General features: G+C 69.2%; 22 protein-coding genes. 18 read left to right on the top strand and 4 right to left on the bottom strand.

Going from position 1 to position 24,869, the window contains the following annotated elements; all coding sequences use genetic code 11:
- On the bottom strand, positions 1–2,987 hold a 2,987-nt coding region (locus B551_RS18810), incomplete at its 3' end, for a BTAD domain-containing putative transcriptional regulator (protein ID WP_023264784.1).
- Positions 2,988–3,299: 312 nt separating this feature from the next.
- Between B551_RS18810 and B551_RS18805 the strand changes: the two genes are divergently transcribed.
- From B551_RS18805 to B551_RS18720, 18 genes are all read left to right on the top strand, one after another.
- Complete coding sequence (locus B551_RS18805; RefSeq protein ID WP_023264783.1) at positions 3,300–4,673, top strand: tetratricopeptide repeat protein; 1,374 nt, start codon at positions 3,300–3,302, stop codon at positions 4,671–4,673.
- Positions 4,674–4,820: 147 nt separating this feature from the next.
- Positions 4,821–6,437, top strand: a complete 1,617-nt coding sequence (locus B551_RS18800) for a hybrid sensor histidine kinase/response regulator (RefSeq protein WP_006578470.1) — start codon at positions 4,821–4,823, stop codon at positions 6,435–6,437.
- A gap of 232 nt (positions 6,438–6,669) precedes the next feature.
- A complete protein-coding gene (locus B551_RS18795) occupies positions 6,670–7,059 on the top strand; it encodes a cupin domain-containing protein (protein ID WP_006578471.1) in 390 nt (129 codons plus the stop codon).
- 67 nt (positions 7,060–7,126) lie between these two features.
- Entirely contained in the window at positions 7,127–8,128 is a 1,002-nt protein-coding gene (locus B551_RS18790; protein ID WP_052511424.1) for a tripartite tricarboxylate transporter substrate binding protein, read from the top strand.
- Between the two features lie 46 nt (positions 8,129–8,174).
- Entirely contained in the window at positions 8,175–9,341 is a 1,167-nt protein-coding gene (locus B551_RS18785) for an acyl-CoA dehydrogenase family protein (RefSeq protein WP_006578473.1), read from the top strand.
- 32 nt (positions 9,342–9,373) lie between these two features.
- A complete protein-coding gene (locus B551_RS18780) occupies positions 9,374–10,564 on the top strand; it encodes a CaiB/BaiF CoA-transferase family protein (RefSeq protein WP_023264782.1) in 1,191 nt (396 codons plus the stop codon).
- A gap of 95 nt (positions 10,565–10,659) precedes the next feature.
- Complete coding sequence (locus B551_RS18775; RefSeq protein ID WP_006578475.1) at positions 10,660–11,487, top strand: IclR family transcriptional regulator; 828 nt, start codon at positions 10,660–10,662, stop codon at positions 11,485–11,487.
- A 361-nt stretch (positions 11,488–11,848) separates the two neighbouring features.
- The gene (locus tag B551_RS18770; RefSeq protein ID WP_006578476.1) at positions 11,849–12,856 is read left to right on the top strand and encodes a thiamine pyrophosphate-dependent dehydrogenase E1 component subunit alpha; all 1,008 of its coding nucleotides are present in this window, start codon (positions 11,849–11,851) and stop codon (positions 12,854–12,856) included.
- An 86-nt stretch (positions 12,857–12,942) separates the two neighbouring features.
- Positions 12,943–14,019 (top strand): alpha-ketoacid dehydrogenase subunit beta, encoded by a 1,077-nt coding sequence (locus B551_RS18765; protein ID WP_006578477.1) that lies wholly within the window; start codon positions 12,943–12,945, stop codon positions 14,017–14,019.
- Positions 14,016–14,261, top strand: a complete 246-nt coding sequence (locus tag B551_RS18760) for a lipoyl domain-containing protein (protein ID WP_006578478.1) — start codon at positions 14,016–14,018, stop codon at positions 14,259–14,261. Before B551_RS18765 ends, B551_RS18760 begins: the two co-directional genes overlap by 4 nt.
- 3 nt (positions 14,262–14,264) lie before the next feature.
- The gene (locus tag B551_RS18755) at positions 14,265–14,996 is read left to right on the top strand and encodes a dihydrolipoamide acetyltransferase family protein (protein ID WP_006578479.1); all 732 of its coding nucleotides are present in this window, start codon (positions 14,265–14,267) and stop codon (positions 14,994–14,996) included.
- Positions 14,996–15,775 carry a ligase gene (locus B551_RS18750; protein WP_023264781.1) on the top strand — a complete coding sequence of 260 codons (780 nt, stop codon included), beginning with the start codon at positions 14,996–14,998 and terminating at the stop codon, positions 15,773–15,775. The genes B551_RS18755 and B551_RS18750 overlap by 1 nt, the downstream gene beginning before the upstream one ends.
- Before the next feature lie 78 nt (positions 15,776–15,853).
- Positions 15,854–16,447 carry a gluconate 2-dehydrogenase subunit 3 family protein gene (locus B551_RS18745; protein WP_006576885.1) on the top strand — a complete coding sequence of 198 codons (594 nt, stop codon included), beginning with the start codon at positions 15,854–15,856 and terminating at the stop codon, positions 16,445–16,447.
- 70 nt (positions 16,448–16,517) lie between these two features.
- Entirely contained in the window at positions 16,518–18,095 is a 1,578-nt protein-coding gene (locus B551_RS18740) for a GMC family oxidoreductase (RefSeq protein WP_006576884.1), read from the top strand.
- Positions 18,096–18,345: 250 nt separating this feature from the next.
- A complete protein-coding gene (locus B551_RS18735) occupies positions 18,346–20,307 on the top strand; it encodes a sigma-54-dependent Fis family transcriptional regulator (protein ID WP_006576883.1) in 1,962 nt (653 codons plus the stop codon).
- 132 nt (positions 20,308–20,439) lie between these two features.
- Positions 20,440–21,225 (top strand): histidinol-phosphatase, encoded by a 786-nt coding sequence (hisN, locus tag B551_RS18730; protein ID WP_006576882.1) that lies wholly within the window; start codon positions 20,440–20,442, stop codon positions 21,223–21,225.
- Between the two features lie 155 nt (positions 21,226–21,380).
- Positions 21,381–22,253 carry an IclR family transcriptional regulator C-terminal domain-containing protein gene (locus B551_RS18725; RefSeq protein ID WP_052511423.1) on the top strand — a complete coding sequence of 291 codons (873 nt, stop codon included), beginning with the start codon at positions 21,381–21,383 and terminating at the stop codon, positions 22,251–22,253.
- Positions 22,254–22,552: 299 nt separating this feature from the next.
- Complete coding sequence (locus tag B551_RS18720) at positions 22,553–22,786, top strand: hypothetical protein (protein WP_006576881.1); 234 nt, start codon at positions 22,553–22,555, stop codon at positions 22,784–22,786.
- Between the two features lie 96 nt (positions 22,787–22,882).
- Here B551_RS18720 and B551_RS18715 read toward each other — a convergent pair whose 3' ends face one another.
- From B551_RS18715 to B551_RS18705, 3 genes are all read right to left on the bottom strand, one after another.
- Positions 22,883–23,638, bottom strand: coding sequence for a flagellar brake protein (locus B551_RS18715; protein WP_006576880.1), 756 nt, complete (start codon positions 23,636–23,638; stop codon positions 22,883–22,885).
- 91 nt (positions 23,639–23,729) lie between these two features.
- On the bottom strand, positions 23,730–24,287 hold the full coding sequence (thpR, locus tag B551_RS18710) for an RNA 2',3'-cyclic phosphodiesterase (RefSeq protein WP_006576879.1): 558 nt from the start codon (positions 24,285–24,287) through the stop codon (positions 23,730–23,732).
- A gap of 26 nt (positions 24,288–24,313) precedes the next feature.
- Positions 24,314–24,850, bottom strand: a complete 537-nt coding sequence (locus B551_RS18705) for a methylated-DNA--[protein]-cysteine S-methyltransferase (RefSeq protein WP_006576878.1) — start codon at positions 24,848–24,850, stop codon at positions 24,314–24,316.
- Positions 24,851–24,869 lie beyond the last annotated feature (19 nt).

Raw genomic sequence — 24,869 nt, 5'->3', positions numbered from 1 at the left:
CAGGCCTCGATGTCCCCCATCGGAAAATGGACGTTGCCGCGCAGCGATTCGATCTGCGCCAGCATGTCCTCGTCGCCGATCGCCGCGGCGCCGCGCTGCGCGTGCTGCAGCGCGATCAACGCGCGCTCGTAGCGGTCCAGCAGCCGCAGCGCCGAGGCCACGCCGAACCACGCATGGGCGCGCTGGCCGTGGTCGTCGGCCAGTGCGACCGCGTGCTCGAAGGCCTTCAATGCTTCGGCGGGCTGCCCGAGGTTCAGCGTCAGCTCGCCGCGCAAGCAGGCCAGCGACTGCCGGATGGCGCCATCGCCGACGATCTGCTGCGCGCGTTCGACCAGCCGCAGCGCCCGCTCGTTGCGGAAGTGGCCCGCCTCGTGCCGCGCCGCGGCTTCGTAGGCCGCCGGAGCACCGGCATCGCTGGCTGCGTCCAGATGCTCGGCATGCAGCATCGGATCGCGGCTTTGATACCAGTCGGCGGCGCGCCGATGCAGCGCGAGCCGGCGCGACTTGAGCAGCGACGCGTAGACGGCCTGATGAATCAGCGCATGCATGAACAGGAAGTCTTCGCCCTCGGGCCGCAGCAGCGCATGCCGCACCAGCGCATCGCAGGGGTCGTCGGCCGTGCCGAGCAGGTGGCGCAGCGCCGCAGGAGAGAAGCGCTGGCCCAGCACCGCGGCCGCCTGCAGCGCCTGGCGATGCGGCTCGGGCAAACGGTCCATGCGCGCCAGCACGATGCTCTGCAGCGTGCCGGGCAGCGCGTCGGCGTCCGTATCGGGCGCCGCGTTGCGCAGCAACTGGTCGAGAAACAGCGGATTGCCTTCGGCGCGGCGGATGCAGGAGTCCGCCAGTTGCTCGTCGACATGGCGATAGCGCGTGGCCAGTTCGCGCGCCTCGGCATCGTTCAGCGGCCCCAGGTCGATCGTGGTCAGCGATGCGCTGCCGGCGGCTGCGCGCCAGCCGCTGTCGAGCGGATCCTGCTCGGGCCGTACGGTCATCGCCAGCACCAGCCGGCAGGTTCGCGTGGCGGCCGCAAGCCGGGCCAGGCAATCGAGCAGTGCGCGCTCGGCCCAATGCACGTCCTCGACCACGATCAGCAGCGGCTTGAGCGCGCTGCGGCGGGCCACCTGCGCCAGCACGAAGCGCTGCACGCCGCGCTGGCGCGCGCCCGCATCCATCGCCGCCAGCGCCGCGGCCTGCGCCTCGGGTTGGGGGACGTCGAGCAGATCGAAGGCGAACGGCACATCGTCATCGTCGATGCGGCCGCCAGCGATAGCTTGCGCAATGACCTCTGCACGCGCATCGACGCTGGCGCCCGCATCGATACCGAACACTCCCCGCACCAGCACACGCAGCGGGTCGCCCGACGTACCGACGCCGAAGTCGAGCACCAGAGCGCGCAGCGCTTCCATGCCATGCTCGCGTGCCAGCGCGACGAAGCGCTCGGCGAGCCGGCTCTTGCCGATGCCGGCCTCGCCGCGGATCACCACCACCCGCCCCTGTCCGGAGCGCAGGCAATTGCCGGCGACGCCGGCCAGTTGCACCAGCTCGGCCTGCCGTCCGACGAAGGCGTGCTGCGGCGGCGTCTCGGCGGCATCGAGAAACCGGTGCACGCGCCATAGCGGTATCGGCTCGGGGATGCCAGGCATCGACACATCGGTCAGGTGCTCGACCTCCAGGCGCCCGGGCAAGGCCAGAAAGACCCGATTGGACACCACGGTCTCCCCCGCCTGCGCGTGCTCCATCACGCGCGCCGCAACGTTGACCGGCGGACCGGTCAGCGTCATGGCGCCCGCGCTCGAGGACGCAGCGGCGAACAGCACCTGTCCGCTGGCGACGCCGACCCGCACCACCGGCGGCGTCGCGCACTCGGGGCACAGGCGCCGCGCGCCCTCGTGCAGGCCGACGGCGACGTGCATCGCGCGTTCGGCATCGTTGCCATGGGCCACCGGCACGCCGAACACGACGGTCAGCCGCGCGCCGATCTCGTCGGTCACGGCGCCGCCACAGGCTGCCGCGAGGGCGCGCGCACGTTCGCGCCAGCGCATCAGCAGGCCGTGGATCTGCTCGGCGTCGAGGCCGGCGGCATCGGCACCGATATCGTCGACGCTGGCGACGACGACCACGGCATGGCGAGGCTCCGGTGTCCTTGTCGTGGGCGCGGCGGTGGCGCCGGCGGGATCTGGCGGCGGTGGGGTCACGGGGCCGGTATCGGCGGGCGCGTCCCGTGCTGCCGGCGAGGTGGGCACCGTCGGCGGTACCGTCGCCGACTGCCGCCGCGCCCGCAGGATCCGCTGATGCAGCGCCTCGGTTTCCGCCTCGGGCGACACGCCCAGTTCGCGCTGCAGCGCAGTCCGGCACAGCCGGTATTGCTTGAGCGCCAGCGCCTGCCGCCCCTGCCGGTCATACAGCCGCATCAGCGCCCGGTGCACCGACTCCTGCAGGGCATCGAGCGTCAGCAGGCGCGTCGCATACGCGATCGCGCGGTCCAGCTCGCCCGCTTGCTCGTGCCGATCCACCAGCCGCCCCAGCGCCTGCAGCGCCAGGCCGCGCAGCCGCTCGCGTTCGACCGCGAGCCAATGGTCGAAGGTCGGCGCGGCGGCGTCGAACCCTTCGAGCAGATCGCCGCGATACAGCGCGACCGCGGCCTCGAGCGCGTCCGGGGTGGCGGTGCGCAGATGCTCTTCGAAGGCCACCACGTCGACCGCGACACCGCACAGCGCCACCCGGTCGGCGTCGGACAGCACCACCGGATAGCCTTCGACCGCCCGGCGCACCGCGCTGAGCGCCTGACGCAGGCTGGTGCGCGCCTGTTCGGCATGGCTGTCGGGCCAGAGCAGCGCCGCCAGCTTGTCGCGGGACTGCGGCCTGCCGTCGGCCAGCGCAAGATAGGCCAGCACCGCACGCGCCTTGCGCGCGGATAGGGGAAGGGGAGTGCCGTCCGGCGAACTCAGCGTGAAGCCGCCGAACAGATCGAGGTGGACCGCCGCCATCGCTTGGTGTGCTTGCTGTGGCCGATGTCAGAGGCAGGCGCGGCGGCATCGGCTTGTGAAGCTGCCCTGAAAGCTCTTTTATAGGCCACGGATTGACGCAGCGCGGTACTGCTGCCCGAGAACTTTCACGCTTCTTTCACGCCGGCGCGCACGGCCATATCACGCCGGCCCCCTAACCTCGCTACTGCCCCGCTTTCCAAGACACTCCAATGGCGAGGCCAGCCGCGACGCCCGCCGGCCGCATGATGCGGCGCAGACAGCGACATGACCACCGGGCTGCTGGATTGCGCATTAGAAACAAGGATGACTTCCATGGCACACACCGATTCCCGGCACCTGCAGGTTTCGTCGGGCAATAGCCGTTCGATGGAGCGCTTCGAATCCGCCCTCGAACTGTTGCAGGGCTACTACGGCGATCCGCTGACGATGATCGACGAGACCCTGGCCGAAGACCCCGAATTCGTGATGGGGCACGCACTACGCGCGGGGATGCTGATCACCGCGGGCGATGGCGCGGTGGCGCCGCTGCTGCGCCAGACCGTCGAGGCCGCCGAGGCGCTGCACGGCATCGCCAACGAGCGCGAGCGCCGGCACATCGCCGCCGCCCGCGCCTGGCTCGACGGCCAGTTCGCCCGCGCGAACCAAATGTATGGCGACATCGTGATCGATTACCCGCGCGATGCGCTGGCGTTGCAGGTCGCGCATATCACCGACTTCCTGCTCGGCCAGTCGAGCATGCTGCGCGATCGCATCGCGCAAGTACTGCCGAACTGGAATGCGCGCGTGCCCGGCTTCAGCCATGTGCTCGGCATGCACGCCTTCGGCCTGGAGGAGACCCATCTGTACGAACAGGCCGAGGAGCGCGGGCGCTTCGCGCTGGAGCTCGATCCGCGCGATCCCTGGGCGATTCATGCGGTCGCGCACGTGATGGAGATGCAGGGTCGGCCGGACCAGGGCATCGGCTGGCTGCAGTCGCACCAGCAGGACTGGGCCATCGACAACATGATGGCCGTCCATAACTGGTGGCATCTGGCGCTGTTCCACCTCGAGCTCGGCCATGCCGGCCAGGTGCTCGCCCTGTACGACCAGCACATCCGCGCCACGCGTTCCGCGGTGGCGCTGGAGGTGGTCGACGCCACCGCGATGCTGTGGCGGCTGCAGCTGCGCGGCATCGACGTGGGCTCGCGCTGGGCCGAACTGGCCGATACCTGCGAGGCGCGCGGCGCGGAAGGGACCTACGCCTTCAACGACGTGCACGCGGGCATCGCCTATCTGGGCGACGACCGCCCGGCGTCCTTCGCCAGGCTGATGGCCAACATGCGGCAAGCGGCGGCGGGATCGGGTACCAACGCGGCGATGACGCGCGAGGTCGGCTTGCCGGTGATCGAGGCGCTGTACGCCTTCGAGGCCTGCGACTACGACCATGCAATCGAACTGCTGATGCCGGTGCGCCTGATCGCGCATCGCTTCGGCGGCAGCCACGCGCAGCGCGACATCCTGAACCTGACGCTGATCGAGGCGGCCTTGCGCGGCGGCCGGGCCAACCTGGCCTGCGCGCTCGCGGCCGAGCGGATGGAACTGAAGCCGATGACGCCCAGCCTCAGCACGCTGGTGCAACGCGCCTCGACCCTGTATCGGGAGAGCGCCGAGGCGGACGCCCGCACGCCGGCAGCGCGGGCTGCCTGAGCCCGCGCGCAAGGCGCCTGCGTATCGCGGTATCGCCGCTGCGCGGGCATGCCATCACCGCAGGCGGCCTGCTGCCGCCTGCGGTTTTTTTGGCGCGGCCCCAGGGCTGGCGGTATCCTTTGCGTCATCCCAGCCCGGAGCTTCAACATGACGAACCCCACGGAACCGGTGCACGGTACCGAGGCCGCGGCCAACGCGGAAGGCACGCCCAAGCAGCTGGAAGCCAAATATCGCGCCCTGGTCGAAGCCATTCAGGACTACGCGATCTTCACGCTCGACGTGTCGGGCAATATCACCAGCTGGAATCGCGGCGTGGCCAAGATCAAGGGCTACGCCGCCCACGAGATCATCGGCAAGCATTTCTCGGTCTTCTACACGCCGGATGCCGTCGCCCGCGGCTGGCCGACGTACGAACTGGGCCGCGCCGCGCAGGACGGCCGTTTCGAGGACGAAGGCTGGCGCGTGCGCAAGGACGGCACGCTGTTCTGGGCCAACGTGATCATCACGGCGATGTTCGACGAGCAGAACGTGCTGCAGGGCTTCGCCAAGGTCACGCGCGACATGACCGAGCGCAAGCGGCTGGAGGAGCTGGAACAGTCCAGCCGCCGCATGAGCGAGTTCCTCGCCACGCTGTCGCACGAGCTGCGCAATCCGCTCGCGCCGATGCGCAACGCGGTCAACCTGATGCGGCTCGAGACGCTGGGCTCGGGGGACCAGCGCGCGCCGCGCGACAGCGCGACGCTGCGCCAGTGCCAGAGCGTGCTGGACCGCCAGCTGTCGCATATGACGCGGCTGGTCGACGACCTGCTCGACATGGGCCGCATCACGTCGGGCAAGGTCGAGCTGCAATACAGCCGCGTGGACCTGTCGGACATCGTCGCGCGGGCGGCCGAGGCCGCCCGGCCGACGCTGGAGCGCCGGCGGCAACGGCTGGACCTGCAGGTGCCCGAGCGGGTCGCGATGCGGGCGGACCCGACCCGCCTGATCCAGGTGCTGCAGAATCTGCTGCTGAACGCGTCGAAGTTCTCGCCCCCGGGCAGCCGGATCACGATCCAGGCCGAGCCGCAGCCGCAGGTGGTGGAACTGCGCGTCAGCGACGAGGGGATCGGCATCCCCTCCAGCGAGATCGACAGCATCTTCGACCTGTTCGTGCAGCACAAGCACGGCAAGGTGTCGGACGACGGTGGCCTGGGCATCGGCCTGTCGCTGTGCCGCTCGCTGGTGGAGCTGCACGGCGGCTCGATTCGCGCCAGCAGCCCCGGCGAGGGCATGGGCAGCACCTTTACGCTGCGCCTGCCGCTGGCCCTGGAGAGCGCCGACGAGAAACGCGATGCGCCGGTGCCGCTGCCGGCCGGTGCGCTGCGCGTGATGGTGGTCGACGACAACCGCGATTCCGCGGACAGCCTGGGCATGCTGCTGCAGGCGATGGGACACGAGGTCCATATCGCCTATGACGCCGAGGGCGCCATCGAGATCGCCGGCGGCTTCGTGCCGCAACTGGCGCTGATCGATATCGCGATGCCCGTGGTCGATGGCTTCGCGCTGCTGCGCGGATTGAAGAGCATGCGGGGCTGGTCCGGCACCGTGTTCGCCGCGATGACCGGCTTCGGCCAGCCGAGCGACCGGGCCGAAACCAAGACCGCCGGCTTTCATTTCCATATCGTCAAGCCGGTCGAGCTGCCGAAGCTGCAGATGCTGCTGGCGATGGTCGAGCAGGGCACCGTCGCCGGGACCGGTCCTGCCGGCAATGCGCCGCCGGCATAGCCCTTCCCGGCTGCGCTTTCCGCTTCTCTTCGCCCTTCCCTCTTCCTTTCCTCTTCTCCTTTCCCGCTTCGACGCCTGCGCACCGACCTGCGGTCGGTCGGCGCGGCGTCGTTTCGCCGTGCGCGCTTGTCTCGCGCGGTAGGCGTAAACCCGCGGCCATCGACAAATCGCTTGACCAATCAATTCATGGATATAAACTCCAATTCATCATAATGAATTCGAGACATTGCCCGTGCCCGACCACCCCACCTATTTCGTGTCGCTCGACGACGTCCCCGGTTATCACCCTGCCAACCATGTCGGCACGCTGAACCGCCGCCTGATCGGCCCGGAAACGGTCGGCGCGCGCCATCTGGAGGTGGTGCACGGCACCATCGAAAAGGGCAAGGGCGCGCTGCCGCATGCGCACCCGGGCATCGAGCAGGTCTGCTACCTGCTCGAGGGCCGTGCGCTGGCGCAAGTCGGCGGGCAGCGCCGCGAGCTCGGTCCGGGCGACTGCTGCTTCTTTCCGGCCGACCAGATGCATGTGTTCACGGTGATCAGCGACGAACCGGTCAAGGTACTGGTCATCTATTCGCCGCCGTACGAGGAATCGCCCGAACGCGTGGTGCGGCCCGACTGAGCGGCACCCACCCCCGAGCCCGCGCCAGTCGGGCCATCCCACCATAACGAGGAGACAGACGATGAACATGCTGACGAGGCAGGGCCTGGGCCGATGCCTGGGCCGACGCTTGGGCCGACTATTGACGGGCGCCGCGGCGGCGCTGACGCTGGCCGCCCCCGCGGCGCTGGCCGACACCTTTCCTTCGAAGCCGGTCAAGCTGGTCGTGCCGTTCGCCGCCGGCAGCGGCACCGATGCGGTGGCCCGGCTGACCGCGAAATACCTGGGCGAGGCGCTCGGCCAGTCGGTCGTGGTCGAGAACAAGCCGGGCGCGAACGGCACCATTGCCGCCGAATACGTGGCCAAGGCCGCGCCGGACGGCTACACGCTGTTCATGACGACCAACACCACGCATTCGGCCAATCCGTCGCTGATGAAGCAGCTGCGCTACGACCCGGTCAAGGACTTCACCCCGGTCGCGCGCATGGGCAACCTGCCGTTCATGCTGGTCGTCAGCCCGTCGCTGCCGGTCAAGACGCTGCCGGAGTTCATCGCCTACGCGAAGTCGCACCCGGGCCTGTCCTATGGCAGCGGCAACAGCACAGGCATCGTCGCCGGCGCGACGCTGGCACGGATGGCGGGCCTGAAGATGCTGCACGTGCCCTACAAGAGCACGCCGCCCGCGATGACCGACGTGATCGGCGGCCAGATCCAGATGATGTTCGTCGACTTCGCCGCCGGCATCGCCAACGTCAAGGCCGGCAAGCTGCGCGCGCTCGGCGTGACCACCGCACAGCGCAGCGAACTGCTGCCGGACGTGCCGCCGCTGGGCAGCGTGCCCGAGCTCAAGGGTTTCGATATCACGTCGTGGAACGGCGTGTTCGCGCCGGCCGGCACGCCCGCGCCTGTGGTCGAGCGGCTCAATCGCGAACTGGTGGCGATCGTCTCCAACAAGCAGCACGCCGCGCAGTACTACGCCTTCGGCTTCGAACCGTTCGGCAGCACGCCGGCCGAGCTGGGCAACTTCGTCACGGCGGAGCTGCGCAAATGGTCCAAGCTGGTCAAGGACGCGGGCATCCAGCCCGAATGATCCGGCGCCCGCCAATGAACAACCGCCGCAACACGAGGACAGCGACGTGAATTTCGAACTCTCGGACCAGCAGACCGCCATTGTCGAAGCGGTGCGCACGGTCTGCTCCCGCTTCGACATGGAATATTGGGACCGGCTCGACCGCGACCACACCTTCCCGCACGATTTCCACGCGGCGATGTGCGAGGGCGGCTGGCTTGGCGTGGCAATGCCGGAAGCGCTCGGCGGCGCCGGTCTCGGCATCCTCGAGGCGGCGCTGGTGATGCAGGCGATCTCGGAGTCGGGTGCCGGCATGAGCGGCGCCTCGGCGGTCCATATGAACGTATTCGGCCTGAACCCGGTGGTCGTGTTCGGCTCGCCCGAGCAGCAGGCCCGCTTCCTGCCGCCGCTGATCGCGGGCCGCGAGAAGGCCTGCTTTGCCGTGACCGAACCCGATGCGGGACTCGACACCACGCGCCTGAAGACCTTCGCGCGCAAGGTCGACGGCGGCTACCAGGTCAGCGGCCGCAAGATCTGGATCTCGACCGCGCAGGTCGCCGACCGCATGCTGCTGCTGGCCCGCACGCAGACCCTGGAGTCGGTCGGCAAGCCGACCGAGGGCCTGTCGCTGTTCTACACCGCGCTGGACCGCAACCGCATCGAGGTGCGCGAGATCGACAAGATGGGCCGCGCCGCCGTCGACTCCAACATGCTGTTCATCGACGAGCTGTTCGTTCCCGACGAGGACCTGATCGGCGAGGAGGGGCGCGGCTTCGAATACATCCTGCACGGACTGAATCCCGAGCGCATCCTGATCGCCGCCGAAGCGGTGGGGCTGGGCCGCGCGGCGCTGGCGATCGCCACGCAGTACGCGAAGGACCGCGTGGTGTTCGGTCGGCCGATCGGCGCCAACCAGGGCGTACAGCATCCGCTGGCACAAGCCTGGATGCAGCTGGAGGCAGCGAACCTGATGGTGATGAAGGCCGCGGCGCGCTACGACGCGGGCCTGCCCTGCGGCGCCGAGGCCAACACGGCGAAATACCTGGCCGCCGAAGCCGGCCACAATGCCTGCCAGACCGCAATCCTGACGCTCGGCGGCATGGGCTATTCGCGCGAGTACCGCGTCGAGCGGCTGCTGCGCGAATCGTATATCCCGCGCATCGCGCCGGTCAGCCCGCAGCTGATCCAGTGCTTCATCGCCGAGCGCGTGCTCGGGCTGCCGAAATCGTATTGAGCGCCGGAGGACATCGCGTGATCAGTCACGGCATGACAAATTCGCCTTGGGACGCCCCGGACGCCGCCGCCACCGGTCCGCTGGCCGGCGTGCGCGTGGTCGACATGACTTCGGTCGGCATGGGCCCGTATGCGACGCAGATCCTGGGCGACATGGGCGCGCAGGTGATCAAGGTCGAATCCCCGGAAGGGGACGTCTTCCGCCATGCGGAGCCGGCGCGTCATCCGAACATGGGCGCGGCCTTCCTGAACCTGAACCGCAACAAGCGCTTCGTCGTGCTGGACCTGAAGCGGGCGGAAGACCTCGCTGCGCTCAAACGCCTGCTCGCCGAGGCGGACGTGTTCGTCTCCAACGTCCGCCCCGCCTCCCTGCGCAAGCTCGGGCTCGACTACGCATCGCTGCGCGAAGACCATCCGCGCCTGATCTATTGCGGCGCCTATGGCTATGCCGAGGACGGCCCGTACGCGGGGCAGCCAGCATTCGACGACATCATCCAGGCGCGCAGCGGCCTGGCGCAGTTCCAGGGCGCCAACGGCGACCAGGGCCCGCGCTACGTCAACACGATCCTGGCCGACAAGGTGGCCGGCCTGACGGTTGCCTACGCGATTCCGATGGCGCTCTATGAACGAGAGCGCTCCGGCCAGGGCCAGGCGATCGAGGTGCCGATGTTCGAGACGCTGGTGTCCTTCCTGGCCGTCGAACAGCTGGCCGGCCGCACCTTCGTGCCGCCGCTGGGCGACGCGGGCTACGGCCGCGTGATGTCGCCCCATCGCAAGCCCTACCGGACCGCGGACGGCTATCTGGCGCTGCTGCCGTACACCAGCGCCCAGTGGGCGCGCTTCTTCGCGGTGGCCGGACGTCCGGAGCTGGCGGCCGATCCGCGCTACGCCACACCCGCGGGCCGCAGCGCGCATATCGACGCGCTGTATGAAACGCTGGCCGACATCGTGCTGACGAAGACCACCGCGCAATGGCTGGACCTGCTGCGCGACGCCGACATTCCGCACAGCGAGGTGCCGCGCTTCGACAGCGTGCTCGACGACGCCCACCTGCGCGCGACCGGCATGGTGTTCGAATACGCGCATCCGACCGAAGGGCAGCTGCGCGCCGTCGGCATTCCGACCCGCTTCTCGCGCACGCCGGGCAATATCCGGCATTGGCCGGAGCCGCTGCCCAAGCGCGGCACGGATGCCGCTGCCGAAGCGGCCAACGATCCGGCCTAGCCTCGGCACAAGCCGCGGCGGCGCCCGCCGAGGCCTTACACTGTCGGCCTTGCGCAGCATGCCCCCCGACCAACAGGCCGACAGGAAACCAGCCGATGCCCGACGTGGAGCCCGCCCCGGAACCCGCCGATAAAGCCGCCGACAAAGCAGCCGACAAAGCCGCGGACAAAGCAGCCGAGAAGGCCGCAAGCGCGAACGTCAAGACCGCGCTGCGCGTGGTCGAGATCATGGAGATCTACGCGCGCGAAGGCCGCTCGCTGACGCTGACCGAGCTGGCCAAACTGCTGGGCGCGCCGATGTCGAGCTGCCTCGGCCTGATCCGCACGCTGGCGGCGCTCGGCTATCTGTACGAGACTGGACGGCGCCAGGGCTACTACCCGACCGGCCGGTTGCTGGCGATCGCGCAACGGATCGCCGCCAACGACCCGCTGCTCGAGCGGGTGCAGCCGGTGCTCGAATCGCTGCGCGACGAGACCGGCGAGACCGTGATCTTCGGCAAGCTGCAGGACGACGGCCGCGTGGTCTATCTCGATGTGGTCGAGTCGAGCAATCCGGTGCGCTACATCGCCACCGCCGGCGAACTGCGGCAGGCCCATACCAACTCGATCGGCCGCGCGATCCTGTCCGCACTGCCCGCCGCCGACCGTGACGCGCTGCTGGCGCGCGCCTCGTTCGCGCCGCTGACCGCGCGCACGCTCGCCTCGCGCGAAGCGCTGGAGGCGGAACTCGACATATCGCGCGAACGCGGCTGGGCGCAGAACTTCGGCGAGTCGCTGGCCGACCTCGGCGCGGTCGCGGTGCCGCTGACACTGGCCGGGGTGGTCTACGGCGTGTCGGTGGCCGGCCCGATCCACCGCGTCGAATCGCGCGCGGCCGACATCGCGATGCCGCTGCGGACGGCGATACGCGCGCTGCAGGGCTAGACGCTCCGGCTTCCGCCGCCTTCCGCCGCCTCCTGCGGCCTCTCTGCCTGCGACACCTGTCGCATTCCGGACGCGACACCTGTCGCATGCCGCGACGGCGCCGCGACGCACCGGGCGCCATCGCATCGCCTCCGAGCGCCCCACGCGGCCCCTGACCCACCCTTGCCCGATTCGCCGCAAAGCCGCGCCCCGCAAGGCTTTACGGCCCGCCGCTCGATCGGGGCGCCCTACTTCCATCGCCCTGTTTCCCCGCACTGGCATCGCGCTTGCAATGACATCGCAGCCGCGGCGCCCACCGCAGCCGCGCTTCCCGACGCGGACGCGGGCGCCACGCCAAGCGAAAGAAACAGGAGACACGACGATGGAACCGACCACGGACCAGTTGCTGTGGATGTACGAAAAGATGGTCGAGATTCGCCATTACGAGGAGACGATGGCGAAGGTGTATCTCGAAGGGAAGCTGCCGCCAAAGATCCAGAAGGGTCTGGCCTTCGATATCGGTGCCGGCCCGGTGCCCGGCGAAATGCATCTGGCCGCGGGCCAGGAGCCGGTGGCGGTCGGCGTCTGCGCGCACCTGCGTACCGAGGACACCGTGGTCGGCGCCCACCGCCCACACCACTTCGCGATCGCCAAGGGCGTTCCCCTCGACGAGATGACCGCCGAGATGTTCGGCAAGGTCACGGGCCTCGGCCGCGGCAAGGGCGGCCACATGCATCTGTTCCATCCCGAGACGAAGTTCTCCTGCAGCGGCATCGTCGGCGCGGGCGCGCCGCAGGCCTGCGGCGCCGCGCTGGCCGCGCGCAAGCTGGGCAAGGACTGGGTCGCGATCGCCTTCTTCGGCGAAGGGGCGGCCAACCAGGGCGCCTTCCATGAGGCGCTGAATCTGGCCGCGCTGTGGAAGCTGCCGGTGCTGTTCGTCTGCGAGGACAACAAATATGGCATCTCGGTCGAGAAGTCGGCTTCGACGTCGGTCGACAGCAATGCGGTCCGCGCCGCCGGCTACGGCATGCCCGGCGTACTGGTGGATACCAACGATGCGGTGGCGGTGTTCCGCGCGGCCGGCGTCGCGGTCGCGCGCGCGCGGCGCGGCGAAGGGCCCACGCTGATCGAGGTCAAGACCGACCGCTACCTGGGCCACTTCCAGGGCGATCCGGAAACCTACCGGCCGAAGAACGAGGCGCAGACGCTGCGCAGGAACGATCCGATCGACCGGCTCGGCAAGCAGCTGCGCGAGCAGGGCCTGCTCGACGACGAAGCCGATGCCGCGCTGCGCCGGCAGATCGTCACGCGCGTCGACGCCGCCTATGCGTTCGGCCGCGAAAGCCCCTACCCCGCCCCCGAGGAAGCGCTGCAGCACGTGTTCGCGTGATGACACGCGGTCGCACGCAATCGCATGCAATCGCACGTAATTCGCGCGCAATCCGCACGCTGCCCGCAATGACAGGAGACAACCAGATGGAACCCAACGACAACAACCCGCCGGCCGGCCGCAAGCTGACCATGGCACAGGCGATCGCCGAGGCCATCGGCCAGGAGATGGAGCGCGACCCGAGCGTCTTCGTGATGGGCGAGGACATCGGCAAGTACGGCGGCATTTTCAGCGCCACCACCGGGCTGCTCGATCGCTTCGGCCCCGAGCGCATCATGGACACGCCGATCTCGGAGACCGCCTTCATGGGCGCGGCGATCGGCGCCGCCGCCGAGGGCCTGCGCCCGATCGCCGAACTGATGTTCGTCGACTTCTTCGGCGTCTGCTTCGACCAGATCTACAACCATCTGGCCAAGAACACCTATATGTCCGGCGGCCGCGTCAAGCTGCCGGCCGTGGTGATGACCGGCATCGGCGGCGGCTACAACGACGCCGCCCAGCACTCGCAATGCCTGTACAGCACCTTCGCCCACATGCCAGGCATGAAGGTCGTGGTGCCGTCGAACGCCTACGACGCCAAGGGCCTGATGATCGAGGCGATCCGCGACGACAACCCGGTAGTGTTCTGCTACCACAAGGGCATCATGGGCCTGTCGTGGATGTCGTACTTCGAAGGCAGCACCACGGCGGTTCCCGCCGAGGCCTACACGATTCCGTTCGGCAAGGCCCGCGTGGTGCGCGAGGGCCGCGACGTGACCATCGTCACGCTGAGCCAGATGGTGCAGAAGTCCGTGCTGGCCGCGGAGCGGCTGGCCGAGGAAGGCATCGACGTCGAGGTGATCGACCTGCGCACGCTGGTGCCGCTGGACAAGCAGACCGTGCTGGAGTCGGTGGCCAGGACCGGCCGGCTGCTGATCGCCGACGAGGACTACCTGAGCTACGGCCTGTCCGGCGAGATCGCCGCGATCGTGGCCGAGCATCTCGACACGCTGAAGATGAAGGCGCCGGTGCGGCGGCTGGCCGTGCCAGACGTGCCGATCCCGTTCAGCCGCCCGCTCGAGAACTTCGTGATCCCGCAAGTGGACACGATCGCCGCCAGCGTCCGCACGCTGATGCAAGCCAATCCCGAACTGAAGCAAGAAGCCAAGAGAGAAGCAGCATGACCGACGTAACGATGGCAGACGACGTGTGGGCCGATGTCGAGGAAGGCACCGAGGCCCTGTTGCAGGACTGGCAGGTCAATGTCGGCGACAGCGTTGCCGAGGGGCAGACGCTGGTGGTGGCCGAGCTGGTGAAGACAACCCACGAGATCGTCGCGCCGGTGGCCGGCCGCATCGCCGAGATCCTGGTGCAGTCGCAGGACACCTTCGCGCGCGGCGCCGTGCTGGCGCGCATCGAGGAGTAGACCATGGCCGAAGCCTCACTGACGCTGGCGGCGGACAACGGGGCCGGCGCGGCCACGCCGCCGCGGCACACCATACCGCTGACCGGCATGCGCGGCGCGATCGCGCGCGGCATGACGGCCGGCTGGCAGATCCCCCGCGTCGCACATTCGCTGGAGGTCGACGTCAGCGCGGTCGAGGCGCGGCGCGCGCAGCTGCAGGCGGAGCTGGGCGACAGCGTCAAGGTCACGCTGACCGCCTATCTGCTGCGCGCCGCCGCGCTGACGCTGCGGGCCCACCCGCGGCTGAACGCGCGCGTCACCGACAAGGAGATCGAGCTGATGCCCGACGTCAACATCGGGCTCGCGGTCAGCCTGGACGACGGCCTCGTCGTGCCGGTGCTGCGGGAGGTCGACCGCAAGTCGGTCGAGCAGATCGCGCGCGAGGCCCGCACGCTGGCCGAGGGCGCGCGGAGCGGCACGCTGGGCGCGGGCGCCTACCAGCGCGGCACCTTCACGATCAGCAACCTGGGCATGACCGAGGTCGAGCGCTTCACGCCGATCCTGCACGCGCCACAGGCCGCGATTCTCGGCGTCACCCGTGTGATCCGCCGCGCCGTGGTCAAGGACGACTGGATCAGCATCGCACCGATGATGGGCCTGCATCTGGTGTTCGACCATCGCGCCGTCGACGGCTACCCGGCCGCGGCGTTCCTCGGCGACCTGAAGCGGCGCCTCGAGTCCGCGGAAGACCTGTGATGGCCGCGCTCGCCCCAACCCTCGTCACCGCGACGCCGCACGCCGAGCAGGCGTGGAACGCGCGGCAGCTGGCCGAGCCGGTGACCGAGCCGCGCCTGCGCCTGTGGACCTATCGCGCGCCCGGCGTGGTGTTCGGCTGCTCGCAGCGGGCGCTGCACCAGCGCACCGCGCTGGCGGACCGTGCGGTCGTGCGCGGCTCCGGCGGCGGCGCGGTGCTGACCGGCCCGTGGATGCTGTCGGCCTCGATCGTGCTGCCGCCCGACCACGCGCTGCTCTCCAGCGGGCCGATCGGCAGCTATCGGTGGCTGGGCGTGCTGCATGCCGGCCTGCTGCGCGACATGGGCATCGCGGCGTTCGCGCTGCCGCCCGAGCAGGCGCGCAGTTATCGAGCCGATGCGGCACTGACCTGGGCCTGCTATGGCGGTCTGTCGCCGTGGGAGGTCGTGGTCGAGTCGCGCAAGATCGTCGGCCTCGCGCAACTGCGCCGGCGCACCGGCGTGCTGCTGACCTCGGGCACGCTGATCGCGCCGCCTGACTGGCGCCTGCTGTGCGAGGCGCTGGGGCAGCCGGCCGGTCTGGGCGACGCGCTCGCCGACCGCACCACCTCGTGCGAGACCGAGCTGGGCGCGCCGGTGATCGCCGAGGTGCTGGCCGACCGGCTGCACCACATGCTGACCGACGTGCTCGGCAGCGTGGCGGCCAACGACCACGACGCCATGCCGCGCGCTTGCGTCCGCCATGTGCTGCCGCTGCGCGGTGCCGCGGCGCCGCCTGGCTAGCGCGGCGCCCGCCGCGTGGCCCGCGCGGGCGGACCCCGCCAAACAACGATACCGATATCCCACCGAAGGAGACGACAAATGCAAGACGACATCCAGCAAGCGGATGCCGCCGCGCCCGCGGCCGGCATGCGCATCGTGGCCAAGACCCAGCCGGTGACGCGGCGCGGCTTCCTCCGAGGCACCGGTCTCGCCGCGATCGGCGTCGCCGTCGTGTCGCCCGGCGCGCTGGCCAAGCCGGCGCGCGAGGCGCTGGTGACCGACCTGAAGGCGCTCGGCACGCCGACCGCCCGCACGCTGCTGGTGATGGCGCGCGACATCTTTCCGCACGACCGCTTCGCCGACCGCTACTACGTCGAAGCGATCGCGCCGCTGGACCGCGCCGCCGCCAGCGACAAGGCGGTACGCACGCTGCTGCAGCAGGGCGTGCGCGATCTCGATGCGGCTGCGCAGCGCAAGCACGGCAAGCCCTATGCGCAGTTGCAGGACGAGGCCGACCGCGTCGCGCTGCTCAAGGCCATCGAGACCACGCCATTCTTCGAGAAGGTGCGCGGCGAGATGGTGACCAGCCTCTACGACAACAAGGCGGTCTGGCCGCTGCTCGGCTACGAGGGCTCGTCCTGGGAAAAGGGCGGCTACGCGAACCGCGGCTTCAACGACATCGACTGGATCTGAGCCGTACCCCGCGCGAAGGGCTGCGCAGACAGCATCGCGAACCATACAAGGCAGGACACTGGAGACAAACATGGCAACACGGATCGACCTGAACGACCGCGACGCGGTCGTCATCATCGGCTCGGGCGCGGGCGGCGCCACGCTGGCCAACGAGCTGGCGCAGCGGGGCATCGGCAAGATCGTGATTCTCGAGGCCGGCAAGCACTATACGCAGGCCGACTTCGAAAACGACGAATGGGCGATGTTCCGCAAGATCTCGTGGCTCGACAAGCGGATCTCGGCCGGCGGCTGGCATCACACCAAGACCTATCCGAACCTGCCGGCGTGGATCGTCAAGGCGGTTGGCGGCTCGACCATCCACTGGTCCGGCGTCGCGCTGCGCTTCCAGCCGCACGACTTCCGCACGCGGCAGATCTACGGACAGGTCGAAGGCGCCAACGTGCTGGACTGGCCGATCACCTACGAGGAACTGGCGCCCTACTACGACAAGGCCGAGAAGAAGATGGGCGTGACCGGCAGCGCCGCCAGCGGCCAGCCGCCGATGCCGGAGAGCAACCAGTACAAGGTGGTCGCGGCCGGCGCGCGCAAGATCGGCTATCGCAAGATCGTGCGGCCGGTGGCGTCCAATTCCACACCCTACGACGGCCGCCCGGCCTGCCAGCAGGCCGGCTTCTGCATGCAGGGCTGCAAGATCGGCGCCAAATGGTCGGCGCTCTATACCGAGATTCCGAAGGCACTGGCGACCGGCCGCGTCGAGCTGCGGCCCGAGAGCATGGTGCTGCAGGTCCAGCACGACAAGTCCGGCAAGGCCAATGGCGTGCTGTACGCCGACAGCAAGGGGCGCAAGCACCTGCAGAAGGCGCGCGTGGTCTGCGTGGCGGGCAATTCGATCGAATCGCCGCGGCTGCTGCTGAACTCGGCGTCCAGCCTGTTCCCGAACGGCCTGGCCAACTCGTCGGGGCAGGTCGGCCGCAACTACATGAACCACGCGACCGCGGCCGCGGTGGCGATCCATCGCAAGCCGGTCTATATGTACCGCGGCTTCGATATCGGCGCGGTGGTGGCCGACGAGGTCGCGCTCAATACGAAGCGCGGCTTCAACGGCGGCTACTACCTGGAGGGATTGGCGCTCGGGCTGCCCTATACGGCGGCCTTCATGAAGCCGGGCGGCTGGGGACGCGACGTGACCTCGGCGCTGGAGCAGTACGACCACATGACGGCGATCTGGGTCTGCGGCGAGGACATGGCGCGCGAGCAGAACACCATCACGCTGCATCCGACAGAGAAGGACCAGTACGGGCTGCCGATCCCGATCGTGACCAAGACCTACCACCGCAACGACGACGCCATCGCGGCGCACGGGCTGCAGCAGTTCCGCAAGCTGTCGGAGGCGGTCGGCGCGACGCGCGTCATCGATATGCCGGCGTATCCCGCCAGTCACAATATGGGCACCAACCGGATGAGCGCCAACGCCCGCGACGGCGTGGTCAACCGCTGGGGCCAGGCGCACGACGTCAAGAACCTGTTCATCTCGGACGGCAGCCAGTTCACCTCCAGCTCCGCCGCCAACCCGACGCTGACGATCGTGGCGCTGGCCATCCGCCAGGCCGAATACCTGGCCGGCGCGCTGCGCAAGGGCGAGGTCTGAGCCCGGGCTTGTCGGGATTGAAGTCCGGCCCGGGGCTGGTGTAAGGTCGTCGCGCCTGGGAAGGCGTTGTCGCTCCCGCACCGCGACAGCACCCCCTCTCCCGCCCGCGGGAGGGGGGCCGGGGGAGAGGGCAACGGCGTTGCGCTGTACCGGCACCGCTCGCCGTCCGGTCTATATTGGATAACACCACGAACACAACAGCACAAAAGCGTCGTCCGTCCCCACGGCAAGGCGCAGCGAAGGAGACCCCGTGATCAGTGCCAAGCAAGCCGCCCAACGGCACGCGCATGTCGAGCAGGTGCTGACGCTTGCCAGTCAGGCCGATCCGGAGCGGCCGCCGCTCAGCGAGATCGAGCGCTCGTGGATCCGCTGCGTCAACGAGTACGGCATGGATCCCGGCCGACGCATGCCCGCGCATATCGTCGAGGCGGGACGGCTGCGCGAGCACAAGGACCAGATCGAAGACTTCCTCGGCGTGGCGCGCACCGGCATGGAGCAGTTGTACAAGCGCATGTCGTCGCTCGGCTATGTGCTGCTGCTGACCGATTCGCACGGCATCGCCGTCGACTTCATCGGCAACGACCAGTGGGATCGCGAGCTCAAGAGCTCCGGCCTGTATCTGGGCGCGGACTGGAGCGAGCGCCAGGCCGGCACCTGCGCGGTGGGCACCTGCATCGTCGAGCAGCATGCGGTCACCTGCCACCAGACCGACCACTTCGATGTCTCGCATATCAGCCTGACCTGCAACAGCGCGCCGCTGTTCGACCCGACCGGCGGTTTTCTCGGCGTGCTGGACGTTTCGGCGCTGACCTCGCCCGGTCCGCGCGAGAGCCAGCATCTGGCGCTGCAGATGACGGCGATGTATGCGCAGATGATCGAGGACGCCAATTTCCTGCGCTACTTCCGCGACCGCTGGATCCTGCGGCTGGGCGCGACCTGGTCGCTGGTCGACGTCAGCGGCGAGATCATGGTCGCCTTCGACGCCGACGGCATCGTCTGCGGCATCAACAGCGGCGCGCGCCGCGCGCTGCGTGCGGCGGACCATGGCCCGGTGATCGGACGGCCGCTGACGATGCTGTTCCGCGAGAGCATGAGCGACCTGTGGCGCATCGCGCGCGCCGGCATGTCGTCGGACCGCGCGACGCTGCGCACGCATGGCGACGAGGTTTACTACGCCAGCGCGATCGCGCCGCGCGTGATGCCGCACCGCATCCCCACGCCGGCCGCGCCCGAGCCCGGCGACACCGCCGCGCTCGACGCACTGGGCGCCGACGATGCGCAGATGCAGCGGCTGATCACACAGGCAAAGCGCCTTGCCAACAAGCCGCTCAATGTGCTGATCCACGGCGAGACCGGCACCGGCAAGGAGGTCCTGGCCAAGGCGCTGCATCAGAGCAGCAACCGGCGCGAGCACGCGTTCATCGCGGTCAATTGCGCCGCGATTCCGGAGACGCTGATCGAGAGCGAGCTGTTCGGCTATACCGCCGGCACCTTCACCGGCGCGCGCGGCAAGGGCATGCGCGGCCTGATCGCGCAGAGCGATGGCGGCACGCTGTTCCTGGACGAGATCGGCGACATGCCGCTGCATCTGCAGAGCCGGCTGCTGCGCGTGCTGTCCGAGCGCGAGGTCACGCCGCTGGGCGCGCAGCGTCCGCTCGCGGTCGACCTGCGCGTGGTCGCGGCCTCGCACCGCGACCTGCGGCAGCTGATCGCCGAGGGGCGCTTCCGCGAGGACCTGTATTACCGGCTGTGCGGCGCCACGCTGTATTTGCCGACCTTGCGCGAGCGGCAGGACAAGGCCTATCTGATCGAACGGATCTGCCACGAGGAAGCGGCCCAGTTGCAGATCGACGCGACGCTGTCGACCGACGCGCGGCGCGCGATGCTGGCCTACGACTGGCCCGGCAATGTGCGCCAGCTGCGCAATGTGCTGCGCTTCGCGCTGGCGATGAGCGACGGCGGCCATATCGATCTGGGCGATCTGCCGCCGGAGGTGACCGACGCCGGCACTGCCTCTCCGTTGCGCGCGCTGCCCGCCTCCGATGCCGCGAGCCCTCCGGTCCCCGACGATCCGAAGGCGCGCCAGTTGCTCGCCGCGCTGCAGGCGCACCACTGGAACGTGACCGAGGTCGCCGCGGCCTGCGGCATTTCGCGGGCGACGGTCTATCGGCAGATGGAGCGCTTCGGCATCGTCGCGCCGAACCGGCGCTAGGCGCCAGCCGGGGCCAGCGCTTCCGCGCGCTGCGGCTGGCATGCTCGCCGGGACCGACGTACCATCGCCGCATCGGCCGATCCTTGCCGCGCCTCCCTACGCCCCTTCCTACGCTCAATCGTCGCCACCGCCATGCCGCTGCCCGCTGAACGCCTGAACGAGTATCTGGACTTCGCCCACCGCCTGGCCGACGCGGCCGCGGCGCAGAGCCTGCCGCTGTTCCGCACCCATGCCGAGGTGCAGGACAAGGGCGGCCGCCGCTTCGACCCGGTCACCGCTGCCGACCAGGCCGCCGAGACTGCGATGCGAGAGTTGATCGCGGCCACCTATCCCGACCATGGCATCCATGGCGAGGAGCATGAGCGCATCGAAGGCACGTCGCCGCTGACCTGGGTGCTCGATCCGATCGACGGCACGCGCGCCTTCATCACGGGCCTGCCGCTGTGGGGCACGCTGATCGCGCTGAACGACGGCGACAGGCCCGTGCTCGGCGTGATGGACCAGCCGTTCACCGGCGAGCGCTTCGTTGGCACCTGCGACGCGGCCTGGCTCGGCAAGACGCCGCTGCGCACGCGGCCCTGCGCGAGCCTGGCCGAGGCCAAGCTGATGTGCACCACGCCGGAGATGTTCGCCGACGAGCCCGAATGGAAGGCGTTTCGCTGCGTGGCTGACCGCGCGCGGCTGCTGCGCTATGGCGGCGACTGCTATGCCTACTGCATGGTCGCCGCCGGCCATGTCGACGCAGTGATCGAGGCAGGGTTGCAGCCGTACGACGTGCAGGCGCTGATTCCGATCGTCGAAGGCGCGGGCGGCATCATCACCAGCTGGACCGGCGACGATCCCCAGCATGGCGGCCGTGTGGTGGCCTGTGGGGATCGCCGCCTGCATGCGCAGATCCTGGCGGCGCTGGCGGAATAGCGCAGCGGATTGGAGACGGCGGCGGCCGCAATCGGCCGGTTCTGACCGGTATCGACTCGCGAACCCGGCAGCGTATCTCCCGCTACGGCGCGTCGCCGGTTATGATGCGCGATTATCGAACGACCGCCGCCGCCCCGGATCCGGCCTTTTTCCGTATGGACGCCACCCGCTCCACCACCGCCTCAGCCCCTGCCGTCCCTGCCGCGCCCTCCGCCGATGCCGCCCCGCTGCGCCCCGCTCCCGCGCGTCCCGATCAGCTGGACCAGTACGCGGGCGACCCGAACTTCATGCTGTCGCTGGCGCGCGGGCTCCATGTGCTCGAAGCCTTCTCCGAGCGCAAGCGGCCGCTGACCATTTCGCAGATCGCCCAGCGCACGCAGCTGTCGCGCGCCTCGGTGCGGCGCTGTCTCTATACGCTGCAGCGGCTCGGCTATGTCAGCCAGGAGGACGGCCGCTTCGCGCTGCGTCCGCGCGTGCTGCATCTGGGCCACGCCTATTTTTCTTCGACCGCCCTGGTCGCCCAGACGCAGCCGATCCTGGACCGGCTCAGCGCGGCCGTCGGCGAGACCTCGGCGCTGGCGATCCTCGAGGACACCGACATCCTGTATCTGGCCCGCTGCGAGGTGCGCCGCATGCTGTCGCACGCGCTCGGCATGGGCAGCCGCCTGCCGGCCTTCTGCACGTCGATCGGCCGCATGCTGCTGGCCCATCTGGACGAGCCGGCGCGCGACGCGTACTTCGAGCGCGCCGAACTGCGGCCGCGCACGCTGCAGACCAAGGTATCGCGCACCGAGCTGGAGGCCTGCTTCGAGCAGGCGCGCGCGCTTGGCTATGTGGTGGTGGACGAGGAACTGGAGCTCGATCTGCGCGCGCTCGCGGTGCCGGTGCACGCGGAGTCGGGCGAGGTCGTGGCCGGCATCAGCGTCAGCGTGCGGCCCACGCAGGTCGGCGAAGCCGAGATGTTGGCCCGCATGCTGCCGCGCATGCGTGAGGCGGCAATGGAAATGAGCCGATTGATGGCGGCGTGAGATGGCGCGCGAGATGGCGGCACGCGAGTGCGGCTGTTGCACCGCTGTCTCCTCGCCACAACGACAATCGGCATCAAGCGCCAATATTGCGCCGCTTATTCGAAGCCGATCATGTCGCAATGCTCACAATCGTGACGCTTTAAAGCGCGATGCGCGTCGCCGCCATCACTCCTCGGAATAGACCGCGGAAAAGTGGCGATATTCAATGCATCGCGTTGCGATATACATTGCTAAAATCACCGTCCACAAGTCCGAACCCGAAAGACTCTTGTCAAAAAAGAGACTACCGCAACACCAATATGACTTTTGATGACATCTCGCTTGGCGCAATCGTCGCGGATATGCGCATGGCAGAGAGACCCCTGATGCCCGCCGAACAGGCCTATCTCGCCGAACTGCGCCAACGGATTGCGGCCGGCTCCGAGAATTTGTGGGCGATCCTGGAAGACGCCGGCATGCCATCGAACGGTGGCCGCCTGTCCGGCGATGTGATGCTCGCCCTCACGATGGTGGCGCAGAGCAAGCCGCAATAAGGATTGGCGCCGGCCACGCGCATATCCAGGGCCGGCGCGTCATCGATATCCCGATATCCCGATATCTGCGGCGCGCCCGTTGCGCGTCGCGAATTGCTAGCCCCGATGGGCCAATTCCAGCGCGAATACCAGCCGCTGCAGCGTATTTTCCAGACGCCCATCCGGATTGACGAAGGCGCAGCCGAAATGATGGATCGCGCTGTCGTCGCGGCCCACCAGCCAATGCCCCACCACCTGCAGATCCAGATCGAGCTTGCCGAGCTCACGGAAATCGAGCCGGGCGCGCGCGATGCGCGTACCGACCGGCAGCTGCGCATCGCCGACCGTGCGCGAGCGCAGCCCCACTCCCGATAGCGACAGATCCGAGATATCGAGCTTGACCACGGTACCGTCGTCGAGCCGTCCCTCGCAGCCGTAGCCCCGCGTCACCAGCGTGCGTGCGCGGAAATGCCGGCGGCGCTGGAAGTGATAGAGCTTGTCCGGGAACGGCGCCTTGAAGGCCGGGCCGCCCTGGTATTGCACGGGCTCGGGCCGGCCGATGGCGAAGTTCACCGGCACGCCGCGCAGCGACGCGGAGATCGTATTTTCCTCGGCCTCCAGCACCGCGCGTGCCTCCTCTTCGGTCCGGCACCAATCGAAGATGAAGGTCCGGCTGGCGGGGTCGACATGCAGCACCGAGGAAACGGTCTCCCGGCCGCGGCCGGAACGCACGTTCAGCGTGCATTTCTGCCACGCCAGATCGCGCAGCACCGTGCCGATCTGCGAGGCGTGGGTCAGGCGGTACTGTTCGTCGGAAGCAGCGTCGGACGCGGCGGCGGCCTCGGGCCGGTCGATGGACTCGTGGGAACTCATGAAATCACGCGGGCGGGTGCGGGGATCCAGATGCGGGCGAAGGGGACTCTAGTACAGAATCGGCATCCTCGGCGCAAAACTTGAGCCCGACTTAGGAGGGGTTGTCCGGGTCCGGCTCGTGCAAGGCGAAGGCCCGGCGGCAGCGATGTTCGGCGCCCTGCCGCTGCAGGCGGCTCTCGAACAGCACGAAGCGCCGCGACAGATAAGGCGGGCAGGCCAGTTCCCGTTGCGCGGCGACCCACTCGCGCAGCAGCGGCTCCGGCGCCTGCGGCGCGCAGCGCGCCAGCGTCAGGTGCGGGTGGAAGGAACGCGCCTCCGGCTCGATTCCAACATCGTGCAGCGCCAGATCGATCGCGGCATGCAAGGCCAGCAGCGGTGGCGCAGGCGCGACGCCGGCCCATAGGATTCCGCCGCGCCGGCCGAAGCGGCCGGCGCCGGCGACATGCACCGGCACGGCAATGGCGTCGATGGTGCCAAGCGCGTCGTCGATCGCCACTGCCCGATCCTCGTCGACCTCGCCGATGAAGCGCAGCGTCAGGTGGACCTGCGCGGCCGGCGTCGGACGGATGCCGCGCTCGCGCGGCAGCGTCGCCAGCAGCGACGCGGCAAGCGCGGGCGGGGTTTCCAGTGCGACGAACAGGCGCGGCATGCGGCCGGAGCGCTACGCGTGCGAGGTCAAGCCGCCGCGGCCAGCGTATCGCGCAGCAGCGGCAGATGCGGCGCCGCGGCCGTGCCTTCGAGCCGCAGCAGTGCCTGCTTGCGCCCGGTACCGCCGGCATAACCGGTCAATGCGCCGTTGGCGCCGAGCACCCGATGGCAGGGCACGATCACCGAGATCGGGTTGCGGCCCACCGCGCTGCCGACCGCGCGCGCATGGCTCGGAGGCAGGCCCAGGCCGAGCGCCAGTTGGCCGTAGCTGACGGTCTGGCCGAACGGAATCTCGCACAGCGCCTGCCAGACCCGCTGCTGGAACGCGCTGCCGGCCAGGCGCAGCGGCACGGTAAAGTGCTGGCGCGCACCGGCGAAGTACTCGGTCAGTTCCTGCGCCGCCTGCTCCAGCAGCCGCGCATGGCGTGCATCGGCGGGGGCGCCGTCGAACGGTCCGGCCGGATGGTATTTCTGGCCGGAGAAGAACATTCCGGTCAGATGGCCGTCTTCGGCACGCAACAACACGTCGCCGAGCGGGCCCGACATCGAACGGTAGTGAGTCATGTTGGCTGCTCCTGTAACT

It is taken from the genome of Cupriavidus sp. HPC(L) (assembly GCF_000307735.3).
In the GTDB taxonomy this organism is placed as follows: domain Bacteria; phylum Pseudomonadota; class Gammaproteobacteria; order Burkholderiales; family Burkholderiaceae; genus Cupriavidus.
Note: the sequence above shows the minus strand (reverse complement) of the source record. Positions and strands in the feature narration are given on the sequence as shown.